The 15,389-nt window shown below is 59.7% G+C and carries 15 protein-coding genes; 3 read left to right on the forward strand and 12 right to left on the reverse strand.

The window, feature by feature from the left end:
• The first annotated feature begins 12 nt into the window (after window positions 1–12).
• Both NKJ20_RS22740 and NKJ20_RS22745 read left to right on the forward strand, forming a co-directional pair.
• Window positions 13–729 (forward strand): HupE/UreJ family protein, encoded by a 717-nt coding sequence (locus NKJ20_RS22740; RefSeq protein ID WP_352747129.1) that lies wholly within the window; start codon window positions 13–15, stop codon window positions 727–729.
• An 11-nt stretch (window positions 730–740) separates the two neighbouring features.
• Window positions 741–1,529 (forward strand): hypothetical protein, encoded by a 789-nt coding sequence (locus tag NKJ20_RS22745; RefSeq protein ID WP_352747131.1) that lies wholly within the window; start codon window positions 741–743, stop codon window positions 1,527–1,529.
• 164 nt (window positions 1,530–1,693) lie between these two features.
• On the opposite strand, the gene NKJ20_RS22750 is transcribed toward NKJ20_RS22745, so the two are convergent.
• Window positions 1,694–2,407 carry a HoxN/HupN/NixA family nickel/cobalt transporter gene (locus NKJ20_RS22750; protein ID WP_352747187.1) on the reverse strand — a complete coding sequence of 238 codons (714 nt, stop codon included), beginning with the start codon at window positions 2,405–2,407 and terminating at the stop codon, window positions 1,694–1,696.
• Between the two features lie 21 nt (window positions 2,408–2,428).
• Window positions 2,429–3,073, reverse strand: coding sequence for a DUF1007 family protein (locus NKJ20_RS22755; protein WP_502902825.1), 645 nt, complete (start codon window positions 3,071–3,073; stop codon window positions 2,429–2,431).
• A 359-nt stretch (window positions 3,074–3,432) separates the two neighbouring features.
• Here NKJ20_RS22755 and NKJ20_RS22760 point away from each other — a divergent pair, with 359 nt between their 5' ends.
• Window positions 3,433–3,612 (forward strand): hypothetical protein, encoded by a 180-nt coding sequence (locus tag NKJ20_RS22760; protein WP_352747134.1) that lies wholly within the window; start codon window positions 3,433–3,435, stop codon window positions 3,610–3,612.
• A 778-nt stretch (window positions 3,613–4,390) separates the two neighbouring features.
• Here the strand turns inward: NKJ20_RS22760 and copD are convergent.
• The 10 genes from copD to NKJ20_RS22810 form a co-directional block, all read right to left on the reverse strand.
• Complete coding sequence (gene copD / locus NKJ20_RS22765) at window positions 4,391–5,248, reverse strand: copper homeostasis membrane protein CopD (RefSeq protein ID WP_352747136.1); 858 nt, start codon at window positions 5,246–5,248, stop codon at window positions 4,391–4,393.
• Window positions 5,249–5,250: 2 nt separating this feature from the next.
• On the reverse strand, window positions 5,251–5,592 hold the full coding sequence (gene copC / locus NKJ20_RS22770) for a copper homeostasis periplasmic binding protein CopC (protein WP_352590747.1): 342 nt from the start codon (window positions 5,590–5,592) through the stop codon (window positions 5,251–5,253).
• A gap of 277 nt (window positions 5,593–5,869) precedes the next feature.
• On the reverse strand, window positions 5,870–6,445 hold the full coding sequence (locus NKJ20_RS22775) for a hypothetical protein (protein WP_352747138.1): 576 nt from the start codon (window positions 6,443–6,445) through the stop codon (window positions 5,870–5,872).
• Window positions 6,446–6,699: 254 nt separating this feature from the next.
• Complete coding sequence (locus tag NKJ20_RS22780) at window positions 6,700–7,707, reverse strand: AI-2E family transporter (protein WP_352747141.1); 1,008 nt, start codon at window positions 7,705–7,707, stop codon at window positions 6,700–6,702.
• A gap of 334 nt (window positions 7,708–8,041) precedes the next feature.
• A complete protein-coding gene (locus tag NKJ20_RS22785; RefSeq protein WP_352747144.1) occupies window positions 8,042–9,106 on the reverse strand; it encodes an ABC transporter ATP-binding protein in 1,065 nt (354 codons plus the stop codon).
• Complete coding sequence (locus NKJ20_RS22790; protein WP_352508356.1) at window positions 9,099–10,769, reverse strand: ABC transporter permease; 1,671 nt, start codon at window positions 10,767–10,769, stop codon at window positions 9,099–9,101. The genes NKJ20_RS22785 and NKJ20_RS22790 overlap by 8 nt, the downstream gene beginning before the upstream one ends.
• A gap of 119 nt (window positions 10,770–10,888) precedes the next feature.
• The gene (locus tag NKJ20_RS22795; RefSeq protein WP_352747146.1) at window positions 10,889–11,992 is read right to left on the reverse strand and encodes an ABC transporter substrate-binding protein; all 1,104 of its coding nucleotides are present in this window, start codon (window positions 11,990–11,992) and stop codon (window positions 10,889–10,891) included.
• A 212-nt stretch (window positions 11,993–12,204) separates the two neighbouring features.
• Window positions 12,205–13,278, reverse strand: a complete 1,074-nt coding sequence (locus tag NKJ20_RS22800; RefSeq protein ID WP_352747149.1) for an ABC transporter substrate-binding protein — start codon at window positions 13,276–13,278, stop codon at window positions 12,205–12,207.
• A 26-nt stretch (window positions 13,279–13,304) separates the two neighbouring features.
• Window positions 13,305–14,711, reverse strand: coding sequence for a sensor histidine kinase (locus NKJ20_RS22805; RefSeq protein WP_352747151.1), 1,407 nt, complete (start codon window positions 14,709–14,711; stop codon window positions 13,305–13,307).
• Window positions 14,698–15,372, reverse strand: coding sequence for a response regulator transcription factor (locus NKJ20_RS22810; RefSeq protein ID WP_023722098.1), 675 nt, complete (start codon window positions 15,370–15,372; stop codon window positions 14,698–14,700). The genes NKJ20_RS22805 and NKJ20_RS22810 overlap by 14 nt, the downstream gene beginning before the upstream one ends.
• Between the last annotated feature and the right edge of the window lie 17 nt (window positions 15,373–15,389).

Consider the following 15,389-nt stretch of genomic DNA (forward strand, 5'->3'; position numbering starts at 1 on the left):
ATTGGAAATTTTATGCAAGAACCTTTCGACCGGGGCCACTGGCGACCCGCCCTGCCCCTGCTTATCGCTCTGCTGACCCTGCCGCTGCTCGCCGGGGCAGCCTTTGCCCATGCCGTCGCCGCCGGCGACAAGGGCTACATCCAGGAAATCTCGGGCATCAACGTGCTGCCCTTCATCTATCTCGGCGCCAAGCACATGGTGACGGGATACGACCACATCCTGTTCCTGTTCGGCGTGATCTTCTTCCTCTACCGGATGAAGCATATCGGCATCTATGTCAGCCTGTTCGCGCTCGGCCACTCCACGACCATGCTGCTCGGCGTCTACTTCAATGTCGGCATCAACAGCTACATCATCGACGCGATCATCGGCCTGTCCGTGGTCTACAAGGCGCTCGACAATATGGGCGCTTTCCAGAGATGGCTCGGCTTCCAGCCGAACACCAAGGTCGCGACGCTGGTCTTCGGCTTCTTCCATGGTTTTGGCCTGTCGACGAAGATCATCGAATACAACATCTCGCCGGATGGCCTAGTGCCCAATCTTCTGGCCTTCAATGTCGGCGTCGAGATCGGTCAGCTCATGGCCCTTGGCGCCATCCTGATCGTGATGGGCTACTGGCGCCGGACACGAAGCTTCTGGCGCCACGCCTATACCGCAAACGTCATCATGATGACGGCTGGTTTCCTGCTGATCGGATATCAGCTCACCGGCCTGTTCGTCGCCGCATAAGGAACCGAATCATGTACAACACCGACCTTCCCAGCCGCGCCGATTTGCCGACGTCAGCGCAGCTCAAGCGCTCCACCTTCATTGCCGCGCTGACGGCTTTCGCATTGCTCATCACGGTCGTCATGCCGTCCGAGTATGCGATCGACCCGACCGGAGCAGGCAGATTGCTCGGCCTCACCAGAATGGGCGAAATCAAGACACAGCTGGCAGCCGAGGCGGCAGCCGACGAAATGGCCAGCGCGAAGGCACCAACCGAGCGGATGACGCAAATGGTCCCTCCGGCCGAGTTGATGGCGCGCATGGACCGAATTGAAAACCTCCTCGTCGCCCTGACCGCCGAAAAGCCCGCGTCGCAGCCATCGCCAACTGGGGAGGCCCTTGCCCAAGAGAATGTGACAGCTGGAGAGACTGCTCCTGCCGAGGCTCCGGCCATTGCTACAGCGCCTGTCACCGAAAAAACCTCGGAAGCCCCGATCCAGCCAGATGGAAGGCAAGACGAGCTATCCTTCACGTTGGCGCCAGGCCAGGGTGCCGAAGTCAAGCTCGTGATGCGGCAGGGCGCCAAGGCAAACTTTTCCTGGACAGCTGACGGTGGCGTGGTGAACTTCGAGACGCACGGCGATGGCGGCGGTCAGTCCGTAAGCTACGAAAAGGGTCGCAGCGTTCCAGCTGACGAAGGTGCCATTGAAGCCGCCTTCGATGGAAATCACGGTTGGTTCTGGCGCAACCGCGGTGGCAGCGACGTGACCCTGACGATCCAGACTGAAGGCGACTACATCGACATCAAGCGTATGATCTAGCGCATACAGGGTCGCCCGGCGCCACTTCGAGCGTCGGGCGTCACCTATCCGTCTGTTCCACCGACGAGCGCAGATGCGCGTCGAAGCTTTGCGCCGCGACGAAGACACGGCTGACCTCCAGGTAAACGGGTCTTGATCCACCGCTCCATCTGGTTCACGGCATTTCAGCCCGACGTGACCTGCCAAACGGCTACGCCGGCAAGCGCCAAGCCGGCAGCGCCCTCAATGGCTCGGGAAATGGCATCGAACAGGCGTGGCCGGCTATCGAAAAAATGCACCAGACGTTCACGAAACAGGATCGACAGCACCGCAACGCAAGACAGCGTCAGCGCCACGCCGGCCATCATGGTGATTGCGAAAAGAATGCCGGCGACCGGAACGCCTCTGGATATCGCAAAGGTCATCACGAAAAGCGTCAGCGGGCATGGGATCAGGCCGGCCATGACGCCGACGGCCTCGCCCTCATGCTTGTGGTGATGGCCGTGGCTCAATGCGCGCCAGAGCATCCAAATGCCGATCAGGCCAAGCAGGCCCCGACTGACGTCTTCCAGCAGCGGGGCGCGGCCAACACTGCCCAGGGCAATCGATACCAACGGCAACGAGAGCGCCGCGATCAGCACGGCAATCGTTACATGCGTGAAGGAGAGTGTCAGCGACACCAGAAGCCCACGCCGGACGCTGGCGTCCGATCCTGCCAGATAGGTGGCCAGGACAGCCTTGCTATGGCCCGGCGTCAGCGCATGCGCCGCACCGAACAGAATGCCCATGGGCAGAAAGGCCGTGAACGCCAGCCAACCGCCGCCGGCCGCAAGCAGTTTGATCTGCTCGGCCAGCGCCAGGTAGATCGTGCGTTGGAACTCGACCAGCGTCTGGAACATGGCCATCGAACCGGCTCCGGGTCAGCCGCACGTCAATTCGAGGCGCGTCGCGAAAATCTTGCCGAGATCGGTCCCCGTCGGATCACTGAAGAACGCGTCTGTCAGGCTCTTCTGGTTCTGCGCGATGGCCGTGTCCGGATCTGGACGGACGACGGAACGTGAGCAGCCTTGCGGCAGACCGGCCACCGCAAGCTTGTCGTCGTCGGTAAAATCGATTGCCGTGTAGAAAGTCGGATCGTATACACCGATACTGACTTGTCCAGCAAGGGCCAACGGGTCCTTCGGCTGCGTTTCGAACTGGACGACGAGTTGATCGTTTTCATAGCTGACGCTGAACTTCGGCGGTGGCGCCATCGTCACGTCCTTGCCGTTCAAGGTCACCATCTGAAAGTAGTTGTACTCGGCCAACGACGCATGGACGGTGAGAGCGACTTCATCGAGTTCCTTCGCATCAAGGACAAGGTCGGAATTCTTGTCGAATTCCATCAGCACAGTGCTGGAAAAGAGGTCGTCGAAACGCCAGAGATGCCGAAGCGACTTGACCGTCCTGTCTGGACCGACGGTCAGGTCCAGCTTCGCTTCGGCAAAGACATGCGGATGGGCGTTCGCTGCCGCGTTGGAAGCGAGCAACAGCGCCGCGCCGGATATCATGCCTGTCAGTTGCATTTTTCGCTCACATTTCGCTCGTCGATTCCGCATCAGGCAGGACACCTGCCATTGCAAGCAGGCCGAAATGGGACGGGCCAAAGCCCATACCAACCTTGATCGATCAGGGCTGTGTTGCTTCATTTAAGGAGGCAGCTACCCAAGGTCGCCCTTCAGCGAATGTTTGAGCATGATCACCGCGATACCAGCAAGGATTGCCAGCACTATCATCCAGATAATCTTTTGCCGATCGCTCAATTTCCTGCTCCTGATCGATTCAGAGCATTCCTATCGCGAGTTCCTTGCAAACGCAAAAAGCCCCGCGTCCCGTGCAGATAACACCAGCTGATCCGCCCTAGTCGTCGGCGATCGAGCTTGCAATGACCGTGTTCGATGTGATCCGGATCTCGGGAACGTCAAATGGACAAGTGCTTGCGATTGCCGACTGTCAATATGTAGAGTTTGGAAACTTGCATTCCGTTTCTGTCCTCGCCGATTGTTTCGGCATCCGTCCGGGCGAAGAAACGCTCCTCGAATGCCGCGCGGTCGACATCGAATAGCTTTATGGAGCAAGTTTGCACGGACTTGCCATTCAAGTGGCTTTTGTCACCGCGATCATGGTTTTGGCCGGGAGGTCGTCACCGGTCGCCTCCCGGTCCTGGAAGGCGCCTACGTCACCGACGGGGGCAAGTGCTGCGTCGCCGGACAACGGAGTCCATCCGCGTCTCCTGGCCGCAGGACGGTTCGTTCGAAGTCAGGTCCATGGGCAAGACAAATACCGTGAAAAGCTTCCAACGCCAGATCGACATTATCGGCACGCACCAGCGGCGATCTCAGGCATATAGCAGCGAGCGCCGGGATAAAGAGGGGCTTCGACATCAGCACACCGCAGGGTCAAAAAATGGACCCTCTGGCACGTTAGTCAAGAGTGCCATTTAGCGGGCCCAGCGGCTGCGACGAGATCGACCTCCATCCGACTGTCGGCGGCTGCGCCGTCGCCCCGTAGTATCATTCGCCAGTTATTCTCCGACGCGGTCCGCATTGAAGACCCGCGGTAGCCGTCGAACTTGTGTGTCCATCCCTCGGCCCTCGGGAGGCTTCTCCACCAGGGTGGGGATCAAAGGAGCGATGAACGCTGGCCGGCTGGTGCTGGCAGTTACTCGTTTACGCATGGAATCGTGTCTAGGTCGCAGGCATATATCCGCGCTCCACACGTCCCGACGTTGGTTGAGATCGGCAGCCAGACCGGCCAGCCACTCTGTGCGCCAGGCGGATAGAGGTGAGTGTCGATCGCGAATTGCAGAAACGTTGCCAGCGGATAATTGCAAAGTCAGCGCGTCACGCGTACGGATCCATAAGCCCCAGCGCGCTTACATCCATAAGCACCCCAAACCCGATGATCTGCTCCAGCGCAACGTTGCGAGATAATGTGCCCAAGCTTTTGGCCGGTTCGGACTTCATGCGGCTGACCAGGGCGTATCGGTTGTAGACCGCCAAACCGACCATCGCGACGAATAGGCTGATCTTGAACAGGAGAACTCGACCGTAGCTGTTGCGCGGATCGGGGAACGAGCCAAGCACGAGCCAAGTGTTCATGGCGCCCGTCAAAAAAATGAGCGCAACCGCCACCATACCAAAGCGGGAGAAGCGCCACAGGACGGTTTCCACGCCTGCGACTTCGGATGGATGCCGCTGTGCTGCCGCGATAAGCAGGCCGAGGGGCAGGAGGCCACCTATCCACGCCCCGGCACTTGCAACATGGAGAGCCTGAGTCAGTGAGCCTAGAAGGCCCAACGCCGCCGCGTGGCCCTGCCAACCCTCGCAGGTCAGTAGCAAGAAAGCCGGCCCGACGATCAATTCGGGCCGCCCCGAGAAACTGATCACCAGGAGCAGGAGAACGAGCGAAAGGCGAACAAACCAAACAGTTCCGAAGTCGCTTTCCATGAGGACGCCGCGCAAGGTGTCAACCATACCCTCGCGTCCGGAGAGCCCGGCCGTAAAGCACAGCAGCCAAATTGCCGCGAAGATTGCGGCCGCAAGTGCGAGGGCAGGATTGCTGTTACGGGGTAGAGGCGCAAGCGCGGGAGCCGCGGTTCTGTCTAGCGCATAGAAAGGGAAGAGTGCCGACCCGAATAGAATCATCACTGAGAGGAAGTAGACCCACCGGGCGAAGGCCAGAGTGCCATCAACGTCCATTTCTACGGTCTGACTTCAAATTTGAAATTGCCCTTCACCTTGTGTCCGTCTGCTGACAGCACGTGCCAATCAACTTGATAAACACCCGGCGCAAGGGACCTTGATACAGGTGCCACCATGTCCTTATCCTGCACCGCGATCTCCGTGGTGATCTTCGCACCATCCGGCCCCGACAGATCGATGCCCGAGAATCGAGCCTCAATGGGTTCGCTAAAGCGCAGTCGAATCTCAGTGGGCGGAGCGGCAATGGTGCTATTGATCTCTGGAGTAGCCTCGACCAATCGAGCATGCGCAAGCGCCTGGCCGGATAATGGCACGCTCCACAGCGCAACTGTGGCGATCATTCGGATAGTTCGGTTCAACGCGAACTCCTCCCGCGACGACGGTCATCAAAGACTATGCACTTTCTGACGAGTATACGAATTTGTTGATGTTGCAGGGCCGCCACCGTTCGAGCTGTCACGAAATTTTCCATTTGCCGGAAAAGTGATGGGAGATCAGGCCAACACGCTACCGACCGCCGAGACTCTCGATTGAAGGTCACGGTCGCCGCAAGCGTTTGTAATTATCAGGACAAGCGCGGGCGAAACAAGCGTTTGCGCCCGCGTGACTCCATTTCAGCTACTTAACCGGGATCATGAGATGTGCGTATGGAGTGCCCGGCCACATCACATAGGGCTTGGATGTGTCAGGCTTGGGGTCCGTCGGATAGCCCTGCATCATGTCCATTGCGTTGACGATCATCACATGCGGGCCGGTCTCTATCCAATTGTTGCCTTCCTCGGGCTTCGTCGCATAGGGATCGGTGTTGCTGCCATCGGTACCGCCGGACAGCATGTACATGAAGCCGACCTTGCCCTTGGGCGGTTCCTTCTTTTCCATCCATGCCATCGCCCATTCCATCGCGTTGGCATCGCCGCACATTGGGTCCGGGCCGGGCGTGGACGGGCTGTCTGGCATGCACCAGAAGCCGTTCTTGCCCTCGCGCAGGGTGCGCATGGCGCCCTTTTCATCCACGGCGTAGACCGCAGCGCCGCTTGCCACGGCAGGGGGTGCAGCAGATTCAGCGCTCTTGATCATCGCAGCGTCGTCGGCGGCTGCGCCTTGCATCGTAACCAAACTGCCTGCCGCCAAAAGGGCAGCGACCGTCAGAAGCCGTTTCATGGCCGTTCTCCGGTTTGAGTTGATCTTGTGCATGATGTCCGACGCACGGCTTTCCAGAGCCGTTTGTCGGTGATCAAATAGTAGCAGATTACATGCCTCCGGACAATTTACGTTTTAGCGCTGTCTAATGTCTTTGCAGGGGGCGTGCTATTAAACGGGGGCCTTCAAATCGGTCACGAAACTCCTGAGGGTTCACTAACCAAGATGGTGCTGTTCAGCGAGTGGCCAAATTTGCGCGGTTTCCCAGCAACCTTGCTTGCGTCGTCAAATCGCCACCTGCCCTAACCCTAGATTAGCCCGCGCATCGCCAGTTCAGCCTTCAGATAGGCATAATAGATCGGCGCGGCGACAAGACCCGGCATACCGAACCAGGCTTCCATGAAAACCATCGCCAGAAGAAGCTCCCAGGCACGCGCATTGATCCGCGAACCGATGATCCTGGCGTTTACGAAGTATTCGAGCTTGTGAATGATGATGAGAAAGGCAAGCGAGCCGAGCGCTGCAAGGAAGGAGATGCTGAGGCTGACAACCACGATCACCGTGTTGGAGATCAGATTGCCGATGACCGGCAGAAGGCCAGCGACGAAAGTCAGCGCTATCATTGTCCTGATGAATGGCAGATCGATGCCGAAGGACGGCAGAACAGCGACGAGATAGATCGCCGTCAGAAACGTATTCAACGCCGAAATCCGGATTTGCGAGAACACGATGTTGCGAAAGGCCTTGCTCAGAATGTTGACACGATCCGCCAGCGCGACCGCCAGTGGGCCGGGCTCGCGCGATGGCGCCGCCGAGCTCACCGCGATCAAGCCGCCGATCACCATGCCGACGACAATGTGGACCACCAGGACGCCAACATCCCGCCCAACGAGTTGAAGCTGGCCGGCATGTTCGCGGAGCCACCGGGCCGCGAAGACTTCCAGTTCCTCGATGTTCGACGGAAAATAGGCCATCGCCCAGGTCGGGAGATGGACGCGCGCGGTATCGATGATCTCGGCCATCTTCTTGAGGAGCGTCACGACGCTCTCCGAACCACCAGTCAATTGCGACATGCCGCTAAAGATAGCGGCGGCTATCAGGAGCGTGAAAATCAATGCCACCAAGGTCAGCGCAAGGCTTTTCGTCAGGCTGTTGGAAACGCCGATTCGATGGAGCATCGGTGCGGCGAAATGAACGATGTTGAACACGAGAAGGCCCGAAAGCAGTGCCGGAAGCAGTCCGAGTTCGAGAACGGCGACGAGCGCTATAAGCGCAAGCAGGCACGACGCGAGATAGAACCATGAGAAAGTCAGCACTTTTCACCTGCAGAAGCAGCCAAGTCCTCTCCGGGTTTCATTAGCTTTGATACCCGGTGATGCGCAAGCGAACACGCGTTCAACACGTGTGTAAGGCTAACCGCCTCGCAGATCCCATGCTTGCGCGCCAGGTCGCCCGTTTTTGCCCCGCCTCATGCTCACGCAGGACCGCGATGATCAGCTCTTGCGTAAACCGCATTCTCTTCATCAGTCCGCCCTTCAATCGAGGCCGGACTTTAATCTCAGATGGAGGAAATTGCCCGTGGCAGGTCAGCCGCTCGAGGATGTTTATGCCGGTTGGCAAGAATGATCCTCTTCGTGGTGAAGCCGAAGTTCATTCCGCCGCGAAGACCATCAGATCCTCGAAGGGGAACTCGACATAGTATTGGCCGGACGGAAGGGCGTCCCGGGAATAGGTCCGGATGGTCAGGTCATTGCTTTCGAAAATGACTTCATGCCGATCGCCAAGGAAAAGGCTCTCGACGCAGGTCATGGCGATACGTCCAGGGCCGTCCTCCCCGGACCACGTCACCCGCTCAAGCCGGACGAGTGCGGTGACTTTGGCGCCGACGGTCAGCTCCTGCTGGGCGCTGCCCACAAGATGGATGCCGTTGGCGACAATTTCCGCACGGTTGCCGTTGATGGCGGTGACCACGCCGTCAAGGCGATTGCTGGCACCCATGAACTCTGCCGCAAACAGGCTCTTCGGCTTGTTGTAGATTTGCTTGGGTGTTCCGTCCTGTTCGATCTGGCCGCCGTTGAGCAGCAGGATGCGGTCGGCGAGCGCCATCGCTTCCACCTGATCATGGGTGACGCACAGCGCCGATAGCCCGAGATTGGTGATGAGGCGGCGCAGCCAGATCCGCGCTTCTTCGCGTAACTTGGCGTCCAGATTTGACAGCGGCTCATCGAGCAGAATCACGTTCGGCTCATAGACCAGCGCGCGGGCCAGCGCCACGCGCTGCTGCTGTCCGCCGGAGAGCTGATGCGGATAGCGTTCGCCCAGTTTGCCGAGGCCGATGCTGTCCAAAGCCTTCTGGACGCGGCTCGCAACATCTGCCTGGGACACTTTGCGCAGCTTCAGGGGATAACCCACATTCTCGGACACCGTCCGATGCGGCCACAGCGCATAGGACTGGAATACCAGCCCGAGACCGCGCGTTTCCGGCGCCAGATTGATGTTCTGCCCGGCATCGAAAAGCGGCTTGTCACCGAGCAGTATCTTGCCGCTGTTGGGTGTCTCCAGACCGGCGACCGCTCGCAAGAGCGTCGTCTTGCCGGACCCGGACGCGCCGAGCAAGGCGACGATCTGACCCGGTTCGACCGAGAAGGACACACCTTTCAGGATTTCAAGGTTGCCGTAATTGAGGCGCAGACCGTCTATGATGATGTCAGTCATTGAGGCGGACTCCAAAGCGCATCGCGAGGGCAAGACCGGTCACGATAATGACGGTGTTGATGACGGCGAGAGCGGAAACCAGATCGATCGCGCCGGTGCCCCAAAGGGAAACCATGAGCGAGCCGATCACTTCGGTTCCCGGCCCGAGCAGATAGACGCCCGTCGAATATTCACGGGCGAAGATCAGGAAGATCAACAGCCAGGCCGAGAACATGCCGCCGCGGATGAGCGGCAGCGTGATGTCCCGGGCGACCCGGCCCTCGCTGGCGCCAACTGACCGGCCGGCTTCCTCGAGCTCCTTGCCGATCTGCAGGAGCGTTCCGGAAATCAGCCGCATGCCATAGGCGAACCAGACAATGGTATAGGCGAGCCATACCGAGATCATCGTGGCACGCAGGGGCGCGATCGGCTTGAAGAACAGAAAGATCCATAGCATCGCCAGGCCAGCCACAATGCCCGGCATCGCCCGCGGTATCATGGCCACGTAGTCGACAACTTTGGTCAGGGGTGCGTTCGAGCGGTGACCGGCGAGTGCCACGGCAGTATAGGCCGCGATCGAAGCCGCGCCGCCGACCACCGCGACGCCGACCGTGTTGAGAATGGCGCTGATGACATTCGGATAGTCAGCGAGATCGCGATAGTGATCCAACGTCAGCACCTGGAAGATATTCACCCCGACGCCCCAGCTTGTCACCAGTGAACGAATTGCCACGCCCCCCACCGGTATGATCACGGTGGCCGCGAACCAGGCCACCACAAGCGCGAAGGCCGGCCAGCGAAGAGCGCCCAGCCGGATGGGGTTGTGCCGACTGCCCTTGCCTTTGACAGACACATAGCGGCTGGCGTTGCGCAGCATGTAGCGCTGCAGCACCACCAGCGGCAGCGCGATCATGATGATCGCCACCACCACTACGGCCATCAACTGGTAGGAAGGAACACCGAGCTTGTTGGTGAGCTTGTAGAGATAGGTGGCGAGAACCAGCACGCCTTCCGGATCGCCAAGCACCAGCGGCAGGCCGAAAAGTTCGAAACCGAGGAAAAACACCAGAACCGCCGCATAGAGCACCACCGGCATCACCATGGGCAGCGACACACTGGCGGCGACGCGCCAAGGGCCGGCGCCGGCGGTGCGTGCCGCCTCTTCGAGGTCGGCGCCAACGTTGCGGAGCGCCGCCGATGCATAGAGATAGACATGTGGGACATGGGTGAGCCCGGCAATGATCGCGATCGATGTCACCGAATAGACATTCCAGGGCACGTAGCCGATCATCGACTTGACCGCCAGCGAGACGAAGCCGACTGGTCCCAGTGTCATCACATAGCCGAAGGCCAGCACCACCGCCGACATGAAAACCGGGATCAGGATGATCGGCTCCAGCCAGCGCTTGCCCGGCACGTCGGTGCGCACGATGATGAACGCGAGCAGGATTCCCACCGGAACTGCGATCACCGTCATGCCCACCGCGAGCTTGAGCGAAGTCGTCAGCGCTAGCCAGAAATCCGCGTCCGCGAGGATGAAGCTGTAGGCGTTCAGCGACAGATGCGCGGTTTTCTGGAAGAAAGGCGCGGACAGAAAACTCTGGTAGATGATCAGCGTGACAGGCGCCAACACCACCAGGATGGCGAGGAGGTTGGTGCTGACACGAAAGACGCGAAAGGGCATGATCGCCTCGAACAAAGCCGGGGCTGTCCGCTGGCAAGAGCGTAAGCGCGCCGTTCCGATGGTTCTTGACAGTAAGAAAGGCGGGAGAGCCGATTGTCGCGGCACTCCCGATCAAGCGATTACTCGCCCTTCATGGCTTTCTGCCACTCGTTGAGGAACGCCAGCCGTGTCGTCTCGTCGAGACCTTCGAGCAGCTTGTCGTCGAGCGCGATCGGGTGAACGTTTTCACCGGCGGCGGCCTTGATGGACGCCAGCGTGGTTGCCCCTTCAACGTCATCACGAACGGCATAGAGCTTGATGTCGTCGGCGATCAGCTTCTGCGCGCGCGCTGACAGCAGATAATCTACGAATAGCTTCGCAGCATTGGGATCCTTGGCTTCCGCCGGAATGACGGTGGCGCGGGTGGTCACCAGGACATAGTCCTTCGGGATTACCACGCCAAGGTTCTCGTCCTTGGCCTGCTTGGCGAGTCCATAGGAGCCGAAGATGCCATAGGCGATGGAATGTTCGCCAGACGTGACCTTCTCGATCATCGAGCCGGCGGAGCTGTAGAGCTTGATATGGGCCTTGCCGAAAGCCTTGTTGAGCGCCCAGGAATCGGTCCAGATCTTGGCGTCCTGGTTGTAGAAATAGAAGCCGACACCGGACTTTTCCGGATCGTAGGACGCGATCTTGCCGTTGTAATCGGCGGTCTTGCCGCTCATCAGCTTGAGCAGATCGGCGTGGCTTGCGGGAACGTCGCCCTCAGGCACGAGACGCTTGTTGTAGACGAAAGTCACCGGGTCGGCAGTTGCACCATAAATCATGTCCTTGTAGGAGGCCCAGGCCGGAACGTGAGCCGCCTCCACGGACTTGTATTCCTGCGCATAGCCGTCTGCGGCAAGTTTGATCTGCAGATCCGGTGCGGAAGACCATGCGACATCCGCCGTGCCTTGGCCCGAAGCGGTTTCGGCGATTACGCGATTGTAGAGTTCGGTGGAATTGAGGTCGGAATATTCTACTGCAATCCCGGGAAATGCTGCTTCGAAATCCTTGAGTAAGGGCTGGACCAGCGCCGCATCGGTCGTCGAATAGATGCTGAGGTGTCCTTCCGCGGTGGCGGCGGCCACCAGATCCTTGTAGTTGTCCGGATACCCGGCGGGAATCTCGGCAGCGGCGGCAAGCGTTGCGAAAGCGGCTGACAGCGTAAGCGCAGCCGTCATCGTCGCAAGACGATTTTTCATTAGGGTCTCCTCCAAGTTCGCCTAAATCGTACCTCCTCCAGGCACAAAAGGCGAGTATCATCCTCACCTGTCACCAACCTGTCATGGCGATGTCGAGATTTACTCAGCCGACTTGGGCCCGATGGGTCATGCTCGGTTTCTCGACGACAGCCGGATCGGCCACGTCGACGTATCGCTGAGATCGTTGAAATCTTGGAGCGGCATCCTACGCGTCACGGTCGCTGGCCCTGCGCATCGATCATGGACTTACTCCAATCCTCGATGAAGCGGCGGCGCAACGCCTCGTCCTGTACCGCAAGTAACGCAGGGCCGATGCGTATGGCGCGCGCGATACCAGACTCCCCAAGTTTTTCCGGGCCGTCCGCTCCCTCAGGCAATTGCCCGTTCTCGGCAAAGAAGAAGGCGCTATCCGTGGCAACCTTCTGTCCCCGGGCTGACAGAAGGTAGTCGAGAAATCGTTTGGCAACGTCCATATTCGGCGCCGTCTTCGGAATGAGCGCGCCACGACTGAGTATTAGCGCATAGTCCCGCGGGACAACGACCCTCAAGTCGGAATCGCCCCTGGCCGCCGCGTAGGCGTATGACCCGATCATATTGTAGCCTATATACAGGCTCCCGTTTGCAACGTCCTGAAGGGTCTCCGCGGTGCAACAACGCACCACAGTTTCCGCTCGGCTCATGCTTTCCAGAAGCCGACCGTAGACCGCCGTCGTCTGCCGCGCATCACTGAACGCCAATAGGTAGCCGATCCCCGAAAGCCGGATGTCGAACGTTCCGACCCGTCCGCGATAAAAGTCGATCCGCCGCCTGAGAAGATCGGCGAGTTCGATGTGGGTGCGCGGTACGTCGCCGGACGGCACGAGGCGGGCGTTATAGACGAATACGGCCGGTTCGTAGGTAAAGCCGAATACCTCGTCGCGCCAGTTTGCCCAATTGGCGACATGCGCGGTTTCGGCCGACACGTGCGGCGCCGCGCAGCCGTCATTGGCGAGCTTCACGAGTTGGTCGACCGACGGCGACAACAAGATGTCGCCCAGCACCGCGCCCGTCCGACAGGCTTCGCTGGCACTCTTTTGCAAGTCGTTGGTGACATATTCAACATAGTCGACTGCAACGTTGGGGAAAACGGACTGAAAATCCCGGATCAGTGGTTCCATAGCTGCCAGATCGGTCGCGGCGTGGATCGACAGTCGGTCCTTCTCCGGCTGAGACGAAGGGAAAAATGCGCTGCTTCCTTCAGCAGCTCTTGCCGCGTGACCGATGCATAAGACGACGGCAGCCAGCAAAGCGAATGTCCGCGATGTTCCCGCTATCACCCTGCCTTCTCCCTGGCGATGGGCAACGTCAAGGTGACGGTGAACCCTTGCGTGCGCTTCCCGCCATCCTCGCTTTTCTCGCGAAAGGTCAGCGCGCCACCGTGAGCCGCCGCCACCTCCGACGCGATGGCGAAACCCAGACCTGCGCTGCCTTCGTGAGATTTGGACGTTTCGAAGCGCTGCGTGACCCGCTCCCACTCGCCCGGCGGAATGCCCGGTCCGTCATCTTCGACCTCGACATGGGCACGCGTACCGTCGCTGCGTACTCTGACCTCAAGGCGCGACACCACTCCATGGCGCAAGGCATTGTCGATGATATTGACGATCGCTTCGCGAAGGCTGACGGCGTCCGCAAGCACGACCGGCTCGTCGTCAGGCGCCTCGAAGGAGACGATGATGTCCGGATCGATAGTTATCGGAACCGCCGCACGGAAAGCGCGCCGTGCGACATCTGCCAGATCGTGCGGCTGAAGCTGCACGGAATCGGCACGATGGATGACCATGGCGTGGCTGAGCAATTGGTTGGTCAGGCGCGCAAGTTCGCTGGCGCGCTGCTGTACGCGATCGAGATGCTGGCGGCTCGACTTGTCCAGCTTGGCTTGACTCAACAGATCGAGCTGCGCCGTTAGCGCTGTCAGCGGCGTTCTGATCTGGTGCGCCGCGTCGGCGATGAAGCGCTGCAGGAGTTTCACGCGCTCGTCGAGCCGACTCATGAAATAATTGATGGAAGTAACGAAGGGCCGCAATTCTCTCGGTACGACGACCGTTACTGGCGTCAGGTCTTGTGGATCGCGACGGCGGAGCGTCGCTCCGAGATGCTTGACCGGTTGCAGAGAATAGCGAATAGCAATCATCGCTCCAGCCAATGCCAATATGCTCATGATCGCCAGGAGGACGGTCGCCCTGAGAGTCAATTCACCCGCGAGCGCGCGGCGGGCTTCCGTGGTCTGCCCAACGATGACATGCGCCCAACCGGATACGGCGGGATCGGACAGTGCGCGCGCCACCACCGCAATCCGAACCGGTTCGCCGCGATAATACGCAGATTCCAATACCGGAACATCGTGTATTGCGGCCAGATCAACTTCTGTTTGCAGATCGGCATAACCTGTCAGCGTCGCGCCGGACGGGTCGATGACGCGATAGAAGATGCGATCGCGGCTGGCGAGGCCCAGAAGTTCAAAAGCTGATACCGGCAGGTTGATGATGAGCGAACCGGATTCAACCGTAAGGCTGTCTGCCATCTGGAGGGCCGCACCAAGCAGAAGCCGGTCATAGGCGTCATCGGCGGCGGTACGTGCGTAGTACGACGCCGCACTCACCAGAAGAGCCGCACCCAGGCCCAGCACCAGCGAGATACGGACCGCCAGGCGCGTGAAAAGGGAAGGCTCAGCCGGTATCATCGGAAGCCAGCTGATATCCCACGCCCCGCACGGTGACGATCTGCGCCTTGGCGCCTTCCAGCTTCTTGCGCAGCCGCCCGACATAAAGTTCGATCGCGTTCTGATTGGCCGGCTCGTCAAACCCGAAAAGCTGATCGATGAGTTCATCTTTGCTGAAGACGCGGCCTGGCCGCGATGCCAGTATCTCAAGCAACGTCATCTCGCGTCGTTTCAATTGCACCTCGCGCCTGCCTACTCGGACTGAGCGGCTGCCGCGGTCGAGCACGACATCGCCGCATTGTACGATGTTGGTCGCCTCGCCGCTTTTCCGCCGCAGCAGAACACGGGCGCGCGCCTCCAATTCGCGGAAATCGAACGGTTTTACCAGATAGTCGTCGGCGCCGAGATCGAGCGCGCCAACGCGGTCCTCTATCTCGGAACGGGCCGTCAACATCAGAACCGGGGTTGTATTTCTTGCCTGCCGGAGCCTTCGAACGATTTCGAACCCGTCGAGGCTGGGCAGCATGACGTCGAGGATGACGAGATCGTAGCAGGTGAAATCGAGGATCTCTGCGGCAGCACGGCCGTCCGTCTCCCAATCGACTGCGTGGCCGATCGTTTCGAAGCGGCGGCTGATAGCCTCGCCAACGTCGCGCGTGTCTTCGACGAGGAGAATTCGCATGCCGGAGCATTTGCACG

The sequence above is a fragment of the Mesorhizobium sp. M0185 genome (assembly GCF_040322175.1).
Lineage (GTDB): Bacteria > Pseudomonadota > Alphaproteobacteria > Rhizobiales > Rhizobiaceae > Mesorhizobium.

Excerpts from the sequence above, each read along its gene's own strand:
- NKJ20_RS22740 (WP_352747129.1), top strand. The coding sequence starts at position 13 with ATGCAAGAACCTTTCGACCGGGGCCACTGGCGACCCGCCCTGCCCCTG.
- NKJ20_RS22745 (WP_352747131.1), top strand. The coding sequence starts at position 741 with ATGTACAACACCGACCTTCCCAGCCGCGCCGATTTGCCGACGTCAGCG.
- NKJ20_RS22750 (WP_352747187.1), bottom strand. The coding sequence starts at position 2,407 with ATGTTCCAGACGCTGGTCGAGTTCCAACGCACGATCTACCTGGCGCTG.
- NKJ20_RS22755 (WP_502902825.1), bottom strand. The coding sequence starts at position 3,073 with ATGCAACTGACAGGCATGATATCCGGCGCGGCGCTGTTGCTCGCTTCC.
- NKJ20_RS22760 (WP_352747134.1), top strand. The coding sequence starts at position 3,433 with ATGACCGTGTTCGATGTGATCCGGATCTCGGGAACGTCAAATGGACAA.
- copD (WP_352747136.1), bottom strand. The coding sequence starts at position 5,248 with ATGGACGTTGATGGCACTCTGGCCTTCGCCCGGTGGGTCTACTTCCTC.
- copC (WP_352590747.1), bottom strand. The coding sequence starts at position 5,592 with ATGATCGCCACAGTTGCGCTGTGGAGCGTGCCATTATCCGGCCAGGCG.
- NKJ20_RS22775 (WP_352747138.1), bottom strand. The coding sequence starts at position 6,445 with ATGCACAAGATCAACTCAAACCGGAGAACGGCCATGAAACGGCTTCTG.
- NKJ20_RS22785 (WP_352747144.1), bottom strand. The coding sequence starts at position 9,106 with ATGACTGACATCATCATAGACGGTCTGCGCCTCAATTACGGCAACCTT.
- NKJ20_RS22790 (WP_352508356.1), bottom strand. The coding sequence starts at position 10,769 with ATGCCCTTTCGCGTCTTTCGTGTCAGCACCAACCTCCTCGCCATCCTG.
- NKJ20_RS22795 (WP_352747146.1), bottom strand. The coding sequence starts at position 11,992 with ATGAAAAATCGTCTTGCGACGATGACGGCTGCGCTTACGCTGTCAGCC.
- NKJ20_RS22805 (WP_352747151.1), bottom strand. The coding sequence starts at position 14,711 with ATGATACCGGCTGAGCCTTCCCTTTTCACGCGCCTGGCGGTCCGTATC.
- NKJ20_RS22810 (WP_023722098.1), bottom strand. The coding sequence starts at position 15,372 with ATGCGAATTCTCCTCGTCGAAGACACGCGCGACGTTGGCGAGGCTATC.